The sequence below is a fragment of the Pseudomonas sp. AD21 genome, from assembly GCF_002878485.1.
Lineage (GTDB): Bacteria > Pseudomonadota > Gammaproteobacteria > Pseudomonadales > Pseudomonadaceae > Aquipseudomonas.
This window is the reverse complement of the sequence record NZ_NQYG01000107.1, coordinates 1-10,188: the sequence shown is the minus strand read 5'-3', so window position 1 is coordinate 10,188 and position 10,188 is coordinate 1. Positions and strand designations below refer to the sequence as shown.

Genomic DNA, 10,188 nt, shown 5'->3' with positions numbered 1-10,188 from the left:
CACCTGGACTCATGAAGTCTCCGGTACTTCGGGTTCCGATGACTGGCGTGCTCCAGTCGTTTAATTACGGCTGATGGTTGTACCGTCTCGGCCGGTTTAGCCGGTCGAGGCATCTTTACTACTCAAAGAATTTTGCTGCCAGATCCTTAGCGACCTGGCGGCGTCGCAGCACTGTGCGAGGGACAAGGGAATGTTCTCACCGGCCAACCAGCCTCATTTCAATCTGACCATCGATGGCGCGGACAGCGATTTTCAGGTGCTGTCGTTCACCGGTCGGGAAGCCCTCAACACTCCCTTCGAATTCGAGCTGGAACTGGTCAGCGAAAAGGCTTCGATCAACCTCGAAAGCCTACTGCACAAACTCGCGTTCCTGCAGCTGTCGCCCAGTGGCACGGGGATTCACGGGCTGATCTACAGCATCGCCCAAGGCGAGGCGGGCAAGCGCCTGACCCGCTACAAAATCTCCCTGCGACCGCAGCTGTCGTACCTTGCGCACCGCTTCAACCAGCGTATTTTCCAGCAGATGACTGTGCAGCAGATCATCAGTCAGGTGCTGGAAGAGCACGGCATCCTCGCCAGCGATTATCACTTCCAGCTGAGCGCGATCTATCCCGAGCGCATCTACTGCACGCAGTACGATGAAAGTGACCTGCATTTCGTCCAGCGCCTGTGCGAAGAGGAGGGGATTCACTACCATTTTCAGCACACGTCCAGCGGCCACAAACTGACCTTCGGCGATGACCAGACGGTGTTCCCCAAACTGGCGCCAGTGGCTTACCAGCAGGACTCCGGACTGGTCGCCGATCAACCGGTGGTCAAGCGTTTCGGCCTGCGTCTGGCCACCCGCACTAGCCGTACCACACGGCGCGATTACGATTTCGTCAAACCGAAGATCGAGCTGGAAAGCGATGCCAAAAGCAGCGCCCAACCGGATCTTGAGGACTACGACTACCCGGGCCGTTTCGTGGATCGCGACCGTGGCAAGCACCTGGCCAATCGGGCACTGGAACGTCATCGCAGCGATTATCGACTCGCCGAAGGCAACAGCGATCAGCCTATCCTGGTCAGCGGGCATTTCCTCGCCCTGACCGAACACGCCAATCCGACGTGGAATGACCTGTGGCTGCTCACCGAAATCTTCCACGAAGGCAAGCAACCGCAAGTGCTGGAAGAATCGGTGACCAGCGACACCACCGACCTCAAGGACGATTTCCACCAGGGCTATCGCAACCGCTTCAGCGCCATCCCGTGGGACGTCCCGTACCGTCCGCCGCTCGATCACCCGAAACCGAAAGTCCTCGGCACGCAAAGCGCGGTGGTCTGCGGCCCCGAGGGCGAAGAGATCTACTGCGACCAGTACGGCCGGGTGAAGGTGCAGTTCTTCTGGGATCGCGAAGGCGAGCACGACGACAAGACCAGTTGCTGGATGCGCGTGGCCTCGAACTGGGCCGCGGAAACCTTTGGCGCGATCAACATTCCGCGGGTCGGCATGGAGGTGTTGATCACCTTCCTGGAAGGCGATCCCGATCAGCCGCTGATTACCGGCTGCCTGTACCACGGCGCGAATCTGCCACCGTACAAACTGCCGGACTTCAAGACTCTGGCCACGGTCAAGAGCAAGGAATACAAGGGCAGCCGCGCCAACGAGCTACGCATCGACGACACCACCAGCGAGATCAGTATTGCGCTGCGCAGTGATCACGGCGCCAGTGCGATCAACCTCGGCTACCTGACCCATCCGCGCCCGAGCGGCGGCCAGCCGCGTGGCGAAGGTTTCGAGTTGCGCACCGACCGCCATGGCGCCGTGCGTGCCGGGGCCGGTCTGCTGATCACCACCGAGCCGCGCCCGAATGAATCCAAGCACCACAAGGATCTGCCGGAAACCGCTGAACGTCTCGCCACCGCCAGCGATCAGCAGGACGGTTTCGCCACCCAGGCCAAAGAGCTTCAAGCCCAAGAGGCCGGCGATCAGGACGACGTGGCCAAGGCCTTGCACGCGCAGCACCAAGGCGTGCTCGGTTCGGGACCGGCGAACCTCACCGCCAACGAATTCCCCGAGTTCACCGAGCCGCATCTGGTGCTCGCGAGCCCGGCCGGCATCGCCCTGACCACGCCGCGCTCCAGCCACATCGCCACCGGCGAACACCTGGCGCTGAGCAGCACCGGGCACACCAGTTTTTCCGTCGGCAAACGCCTGCTGGCCAGTGCAAGTCGTGGCATGCGCCTGTTCGTGCAAAGCATGGGCTGGCGCCTGGTCGCGGCCTCCGGCGACATCGACGTCAAGGCACTGAAGGACAGCATCAACCTGCTGGCCAAACTCAACATCACCGCCAACGCCGACCGCATCACCATCACCGCGAAAACCGAACTGGTAATTCAGGGCGGCGGCAGCGCCACCACCTACAACGCCGGCGGCATCACCCACGCCACCAGCGGCCCGTACACCGCGCACGCGGCGAACTTCGCCTACACCGGCGCAAAAAGCCTCGCCGGCGTGTTCCCGGAACCGCCGAAACCGGGCAAGGGCAATCTGGAACTGTTCAACCAGTACGCCGGGCGCCAAGGCATCAAGGAAGGCGATTACGAAGTTATCGACGCGCTGGGCAAAAGCATCAAGGGCAAGCTCGACGCCAAGGGTTTTGCCAGCGTCGCCGGCGCGGCACCGGGCCCGGCACGGGTGCTGTTCGGCAAGGATCCGGCGGACACCTGGAGCGATGGCAGTTATATCGGCAAGCCGGAGTGGCCGTTGAATCCGCCGGGGGCCGAAGACGTGCCGAGCCAGGTGCAGGCCATGGTGGCGCAGGTGCTGCCAAGCAAGAGCTGGGACATGTTGGAGAAGGGCAAGGAATTGGCGCAAACAGGGATGAACGCAGTGCAGACAGCGCAAGGTGTGATGCAAACCGCGCAGCAAGTCAAAGGTGTGATGCAGGGCGGGATGGTCGGGTTGCCGAAATTGGCGAGTGCGGCCATGCCGGGTGCGTCGGGGATTCTTGGGGCGGCGAGCAAGGCTGGTAAATTGCCAAGCCTGCCATCGGTATCGTTACCGAAAGCCGCGATAAAAGCGCCGGATCCGGGTTCAGTTTCCAGTCTGCTACCTGGTGAGGTGCTGTCATGACCACACCTGTGCCTGCTGTCGAGAAAAAGCGCGAACCGCAAGTGGCGATCGTCCCGCTCAACACCATCGACATCAAGGACGTCGGACGCGGTGCGGCAAAATTCGATGCCTGGCTGCAATCGATCAGCGGTGGTGTCGTGACGCTTGATCGAGTCAAGAACGTTGCGGGTGCCTTGCCGGTTGTGGGCAACATCATGGCGTTGGTCGATGCGCTCGGCGACATTGTGACGTTGGCCAAAAGCAAACAGCGCCAGGTTCTGGACTGGGTCAGTCTGGGCATCAACCTGATCGGTGTACTGCCGGCTCCCCCGACCATGGCTTCAGCGCGAATGACCTTGCGCCCGACACTTTCACTGGTCCGTCAGGAGTTACGCAACAGCGCCAAGATGTTGCTGGGGGACTCGTTAATTGAAGTTCTGATCGGGCACTTGAATGCGACCATCGTCGGTACGATCGATGACTTCGTGGAAAAGGCCAAACCTAAACTCGCGAGCATTCTTGATGACGCCGGCGAGCTTGGCCAGAAAGCGGTGAACGAGATTGCCAAGGGCCTGGAAACCGTGGTCAATGGCAAGCTCGATGCCAAGGGCGATATGAAGGCTGCGAGCGCCAAAATGAGCGCCGCCGGTGGGCAATTGCTGCATGACCCGAAGGCCGCAATTGGCAATATATTTGGCGCCGCTTTCAGTGCCTACAAGGCTGCGGGTAAAGGTGTCGCCAACAGCGCCGCGAAGAATCTGTTGCCGGAGAGTGCCAAGTCGCTCGTACTGAGCAACACGTCCATGCTCCGCACCTTGGGCGTGGAGTTGCGATCGCAAATGAAAAAGCTTGGCGATCCCGGCGTCCAACATTCCATCGGCTGGCTGCTGCAGATGTTGGCAGGCGCTGTGGTCACTTGGCGCAAGCGCAGAGCTCACGGTCAGGGCACCTCAGTCAAGCCGAACGCGACCAGTCAGGCTCGGCATCAGGCGGGTGAGGGACGGCTGGAGTCGACCAGCCTTCAGGCGCCCGCCACCTCGCACTGCAACGCCTGCAAGAATGGTGTCGCCGCGACCACCACCCGCAGCATCAGTTTTGCGTTGGGTTCGGAAACGTTCACTCATACCGATTTCAGTTTGCCCGGCCCATTTCCGATCGAATGGGTTCGCACCTATAGCTCGCGACTCGACGCTTACGATCGAAGTGAGCTGGGCGCGCGCTGGGTTACTGAGTTCACCACGCGTTTCGATTGTGTCGATGATGGCCTCGCCTACTACGCCGCCGACGGTCGGATTCACGCGTACCCGCTACCCAAACCGGGACTGTTTTACCATGACGCCATTGAGAACGTCACCGTCGTTCGCGCGTCTGAAAACCAGATCATCTTGTGCCGTGGTATCGAGCGCCGGGAAACCTACGTTCGCCGAGGTCAGCAATATCTGTTGAGCGGTGTGGTGTTGCGCAATGGCGCGGGGATCATGCTCCACTACGAACACCGACACGGCAATTCGTCCGTGTTGTCGGACCTGATCACTTATCAGGACGACATCACCCAAGTCCATCGGCATCTGGGCACCCTGATCGATGACCAAGGCCGTTTGTCCGGACTGTGGGAGATTTGCGATGGCGTGCCTCAGCGTCAGCTGTGCGCCTACAAATATGACGTCAATGGTGACCTGATTCAGGCGCAGGACGAGAACGGCGCGGTCAGAACCTACCAGTACCAGTCTCACTTGATCACTCGTTACACCGACCGTACCGGACGCGGTATGAACCTGCAGTGGGACGGAGCGAGCGCCAAGGCCAAAGCCATCCGCGAATGGGCGGACGACGGTAGCTTCGATACACGCCTTGAGTGGGACGAAAACATTCGTCTGACCTATGTGACCGATGCGCTCGGCAATGAGACCTGGCACTACTACGACATCCTTGGCTATACCTATCGCATTCGCCACCCCGACGAGCGTTCAGAGTGGTTCTTCCGTGATGAAGCCAAGAATGTCTTGCGCCACGTTCACCCTGACGGAACCGCCGATCTCTACAGTTATGACGAGCGTGGCAACCGGGTTGAACATATCCGTCCAGATGACTCAGTGGAGCATTACGCCTACGACGATCAGGACCAACTGATCAAGGTAATGGACGCGGAGGGCGGAGTCTGGCTGCGCGCCTATGACGATCGCGGCAATCTTGTCGAAGCAGTTGATCCGCTGGGTAACAAGACGGAATACGCCTACAGCCCGTCCGGCCAACCCGTTGCCATCATGAATGCTATCGGCAACGAGAAAACCCTTGAGTACAACGATGCCGATCAACTGATCAAGTACACCGACTGCTCCGGCAAAACCAGTACCTGGGATTACAACGAGCGTGGTCAGCTGAGCTGCTTTACCGATGCCGCCGGACAAAGCACCGAGTATTACTACCAGGCAGGGCAGTTGGTGCTGATCAAGCATCCGGACAAGACCGAAGAACGTTTTGAGCGTGATGCCGAAGGGCGCTTGCTGGCCCATGTCGATGCGCTGGAGCGTTGCACAACTTGGCAATACACCGCCGCCGGCCTGATTGCGCAACGAGTGGATGCTGCCGAGCAGACGTTGCGTTATCGCTGGGATCGCCTGGGTCGCTTGCTGACTCTGGAAAACGAAAACGAGCGGGCGGCCCATTTTCGCTATGACCCAATAGGCCGCCTGCTTGAGGAAAATGGCTTTGACGGGCGCGTGACGCGCTACCGCTATGACCCGGAAACCGGGCGGCTGGCGGACATCATCAACGGCAGTCGGCGCATTGCTGTCAGTTTCGACCCTATGGGGCGTCTGGTTGAGCGAAGTGCACATCTGGGTGATCAGTCCCAGAGCGAATCCTACGCCTATGACGGCAACGGCAACTTGACCATGGCCTGTAACGACCAGAGTCGTTTGCAGTGGTTCTACGACCCTGCCACCAATCTGGTGCGTGAGCACCAGCATTACCTGGGACTGGAAGCCTCGGGCGTTGCGCTTTGGCAGCATGAGTACGATGCGCTCAATCAGCGAATTGCCACGGTTCGCCCGGATGGGCATCGGGTCAGTTGGCTAACCTACGGCAGTGGCCATCTGCTCGGAATACGCATAGATGACCAGGAGTTGGTCGGCTACGAACGCGACGACTTGCACCGTGAGGTCGCCCGTCATCAGGGCAACCGCCTGCTGCAGACGCAGAAGTGGGATCCGGTCGGGCGGTTGCAGGAGCAATTGCTCGTTCGCTCTGATGACAAATCCACGCTGCTTAAGCGCCAGTACACCTTTGATGCCGTCGGCCAACTGACCGACATCAATGACAGTCGCCGTGGTGCGTTGAGCTACCGATATGACCCTGTCGGCAGACTGCTGGTCGCTGCCAGTCGTCTGGGCATCGAAACCTTTGCCTTCGATCCGGCCGGTAATCTGCTGGACGAACAGGTCAACGAAATACGCCGGCCGCTTGATCAGGATGTCTCGCACCACAAGGTGCTGGATAACCTGCTGCGCGAATACGCCGGCACTCATTATGAATACGACGAGCGTGGCAACCAGACAGTTCGCTGGCAAGATGGTAATCGCGCCTGTTTGCAATGGGACCTCTTCGATCGGTTAGTGCATTTCGAAGATAAACATCTGGCGGTGGATTTCGCCTATGACGCATTGGGGCGGCGCTTACATAAAAACTCCCGGGCGCATTACACAGCCCGTCCGGAAGCCGGCTCGCAGTGGAACCGTCACGAAAAGGCGCGTAAACAGCGCGAGTTTGACTGTGGATTCACGCTGTACGGATGGGACGGTGACAACCTCGCCTGGGAAAGCAGCCCCGCTGACCTTGAGGGCGGCACCGGGCGCACGGTGCACTATATCTACGAGCCGGGCTCCTTTGTTCCAGTGGCACAGGCCCTTCGACACGCCCACATCAACCTCATGGAAATGCCTGAGTACCATGGCGATTACAGCCTCGACGAAGATCCGTTGTGGAATCATCAGCCTCGCGTAGAACCCTTCGATGCGGTGCTCTGGTACCAGTGTGATCACCTGGGTACGCCGCAGGAGTTGACCGACGAGAGCGGCAATATTGCCTGGAGTGCTCAGTACAAAGCTTGGGGTGTGGCAAGCGAAGAGTACTCGCCATGGGCCCAACGGCAAGGTGTGCGCAACCCAATTCGTTTTCAAGGGCAGTACCACGATGTTGAAACCGGGCTGCATTACAATCGGTATCGTTATTATGATCCGGGCACTGGGCGGTTCATCAGTCAGGATCCGATCGGCTATCGCGGTGGGGTTAATCTCTATTGCTACGCGCCGAACCCGGTTGACTGGACGGACCCTCTCGGACTCAAGAAACAACCGATACGAGTCGTTAACGGTTGTCCAATCGTCGGCACCGGGCAAAAGACTGGCGGTGTTGGTCATGCCGAACAATCCGAGGCCATCGCCGAGGAGATGGCGAAAAGCGGCCAGTATCAGAAAGTCGGTGTTGATGTGGCCGTTAAAACGGTGACGGGTGTGCCGACTGATCCTCGAACACGTCCGGACGTGACGGGCTTGCGTCATGACGGTACGGTGGACATAGTTGAAGTGCCGTCGCCGACTGATGACCCCATAAAACTGAGGGCCAAAGGTAACAACACCTTGGCTGCGCTGGGACCTCGTGCCGGTGTATACACAGACACTCCAAAAACCAAGAGAGCTTCAAAATGAGTCAACGGTACAACTTCCTCGTCGCCCATCTGAAAAAGGATGGCTTGGTACAACTGCCTGCCGTCAGCGCCTCTCTGAGGGAATGGTTTGCGCAGTTGGGAGTGGCCATTGATCGCTTCGGTAACAATGCCGGGAAGGTCGTCAAGTTCTCTGAGAAAAATTATGAAAAGAACTTGCAGGCATCCGAGTCTGAAGGGGTAACGCTTTATTCCGAGCGAATCTGGCCAAAGGATGAATGCGACGAACGGATGAACTGTAATGTCAGTGCCTTTTTTCTACATGACAATGGCTTGCTTTTGAGCGTCGCTGGCGAGGTCATGAGTCTCGATCAACTGATCGATTCGTTCTGGCATCTGGAGGGCTTTTCCGAGCTCTTTGAATACCTGTATGCCTATAAGGAAACCCAAGGTTACGGAACCGGCTTTGGCTTGGGCTTTTACACCCCGGACGAGTTGCACCCCTTGATGTGGGAGGGGCGCAACCAGGTCGGCAAATGGGCAGCGGCTACTCGAAACGCAGTCGATGCTCTCTACATCAGAGATGTTTTTGACTTCAATGCGTTCAGTGAGAAAAAAATGAATGCGTTGCCAGCGCTAAAGCAAATCGCACTAGAGTCGGTGATGAATCGGTACGGCGAGCGTCAGCTGCAAAACGGCTGGAATGTCTGGTGCGTGAATGGCGACGATCAGCGTAACGCTAGAAAAGAGCTGATTGCCAGAGATGTGCTCGCCGCCTTCTCTGCATGAGGTCCGAGTGACCAGGCGAGTTTCTGCTGCAGGGTTGAACGATCGTTGTTTGCCGTCAGGTTCGACATTCAATATCGACACGCAGGGTGATGTAGGTATCAGGATGTCGTAGTAATGGCATCCCGCTGCCCGTCAAAGGAGTGACAACATGAAAGACGCCATTCGCCTGGGAGACTCCACCACCCATGGTGGCAAGGTTCTCGAGGCCTTCTCTCAAACCGACCTCAACGGCAAGCCGATTGCCGGGCTCGGTCACAAGGTCAGTTGCCCATTGTGCAAAGGGATTTTTCCGATCGCCGAGGGCAGCAGCACCTACACCGTTGGTGGCGTGCCCGTCGCTCTCGACGGCATGAAAACCGCCTGCGGTGCCGCACTGATTGCCAGTGGCCCGAAAGGGGCTGTTACCAGCTGAATCCATATTTTGTGCATCGATGCCTTCTACAGGGCGGCGGGTTCCTGCCATCTGCCACCTGTTTGAAGGGCACCTGAAGCATGAATGAAGTCGTTCTACTACATCGCCTGAATATTGATGCCAACCAACAAACCGTGGGTTTTACATGCTGGATCAACGTACAGGCTGTGCGAGTAAGCCGGTCATTGAAGTAACGATGGAACTCAAAACTCTCTGGATGTTAAAGGAATAAATATGAAAGCCACTTCTTTGTTTCTCGCTATCGCCGCCACTGTCGGCATCTCCAGCCTGGCAGTCGCAGAAGCGCCAGATCCCGCTACCCTGAAAGGCATGTACGACAGCGGTCGTAACATGTCGGGCCTGATCAAGCATTGCGTCGACAAGGGCTACCTGAAAGCGGACAGCACTGAAAACGCCAACAAGATGGTGGTGTTCGTTGCGAATATGCCGGGTGAGTTCGACAAGGCCGATGGCGACAAGAGCGAAGGTTTCGGTCGCAAAGGCGAAGTGTTGGCTGATGGTCAATACAAGAGTCTGGAAGGCAACCTGCCGCCGGATCTGAACCTCAAGCAATGGTGCGAGCAAGCGGATCAAGGGATGCGCGAGGGGCTGAAGCAAATCGGCTTGTAAAAGAAATGATTCAAACGACACCGAGGAAAACCTCGCCATGAAACCCGAAAAACCGCTCACCGACGCCTCGGCACTGATCGACGCTCGAGTCGCTGAACTGGCCGATTGGCGCGGTGCCATCCTCGGCGAGATTCGCAAGGTCATTCACCAGGCTGACCCCGAGGTGGTGGAGGAGTGGAAGTGGCGGGGTGTTCCGGTGTGGTCGCGGGGCGGCATCATTTGCACCGGGGAGACCTACAAGGCTGCGGTGAAGATGACCTTCGCCAAGGGCGCGGCGCTGGCCGATCCTGCGGGGTTGTTCAACGCCAGCCTTAAGGGCAACACTCGGCGGGCGATTGATTTTCACGAGGGCGACCAGGTCGATGCACAGGCCTTGAAAGCGCTGATTCGCGAGGCGATTGCGTTGAATTTGTCGAAGTGAATCGCGGCGTTTGTCTTGGTTCAGGAATAACTGGCTGTTTTAAAACAATTTTTTTGCATTCAGGGCTTCCCAGATCGAAAAAAGGTTGGTAAATTGCGGCCCATTCTCGCAGAGCTTGTTACAGAGCTTGAGATACAGGGGCGTCGCCAAGCGGTAAGGCAGCAGGTTTTGATCCTGCC

At 58.1% G+C, this 10,188-nt stretch carries 6 protein-coding genes and 1 pseudogene; all 7 read left to right on the top strand.

Features of this window, described 5'->3' with window-relative positions; genetic code table 11:
* A pseudogene (locus PseAD21_RS30130) lies at window positions 1–64 on the top strand (type VI secretion system tube protein Hcp); the annotation flags it as partial.
* A 126-nt stretch (window positions 65–190) separates the two neighbouring features.
* The gene (locus tag PseAD21_RS28820) at window positions 191–3,115 is read left to right on the top strand and encodes a type VI secretion system tip protein VgrG (protein ID WP_102359096.1); all 2,925 of its coding nucleotides are present in this window, start codon (window positions 191–193) and stop codon (window positions 3,113–3,115) included.
* On the top strand, window positions 3,112–7,800 hold the full coding sequence (locus PseAD21_RS28815) for an RHS repeat-associated core domain-containing protein (RefSeq protein WP_102359095.1): 4,689 nt from the start codon (window positions 3,112–3,114) through the stop codon (window positions 7,798–7,800). Before PseAD21_RS28820 ends, PseAD21_RS28815 begins: the two co-directional genes overlap by 4 nt.
* On the top strand, window positions 7,797–8,546 hold the full coding sequence (locus PseAD21_RS28810) for a hypothetical protein (protein ID WP_102359094.1): 750 nt from the start codon (window positions 7,797–7,799) through the stop codon (window positions 8,544–8,546). The genes PseAD21_RS28815 and PseAD21_RS28810 overlap by 4 nt, the downstream gene beginning before the upstream one ends.
* A 148-nt stretch (window positions 8,547–8,694) precedes the next feature.
* The gene (locus PseAD21_RS28805) at window positions 8,695–8,958 is read left to right on the top strand and encodes a PAAR domain-containing protein (protein ID WP_102359093.1); all 264 of its coding nucleotides are present in this window, start codon (window positions 8,695–8,697) and stop codon (window positions 8,956–8,958) included.
* 234 nt (window positions 8,959–9,192) lie between these two features.
* Window positions 9,193–9,588, top strand: a complete 396-nt coding sequence (locus tag PseAD21_RS28800; protein WP_102359092.1) for a hypothetical protein — start codon at window positions 9,193–9,195, stop codon at window positions 9,586–9,588.
* A 37-nt stretch (window positions 9,589–9,625) separates the two neighbouring features.
* Window positions 9,626–10,009: a DUF1801 domain-containing protein gene (locus tag PseAD21_RS28795; protein WP_102359091.1), complete on the top strand. Its 384-nt coding sequence runs from the start codon at window positions 9,626–9,628 to the stop codon at window positions 10,007–10,009.
* Window positions 10,010–10,188: the final 179 nt, after the last annotated feature.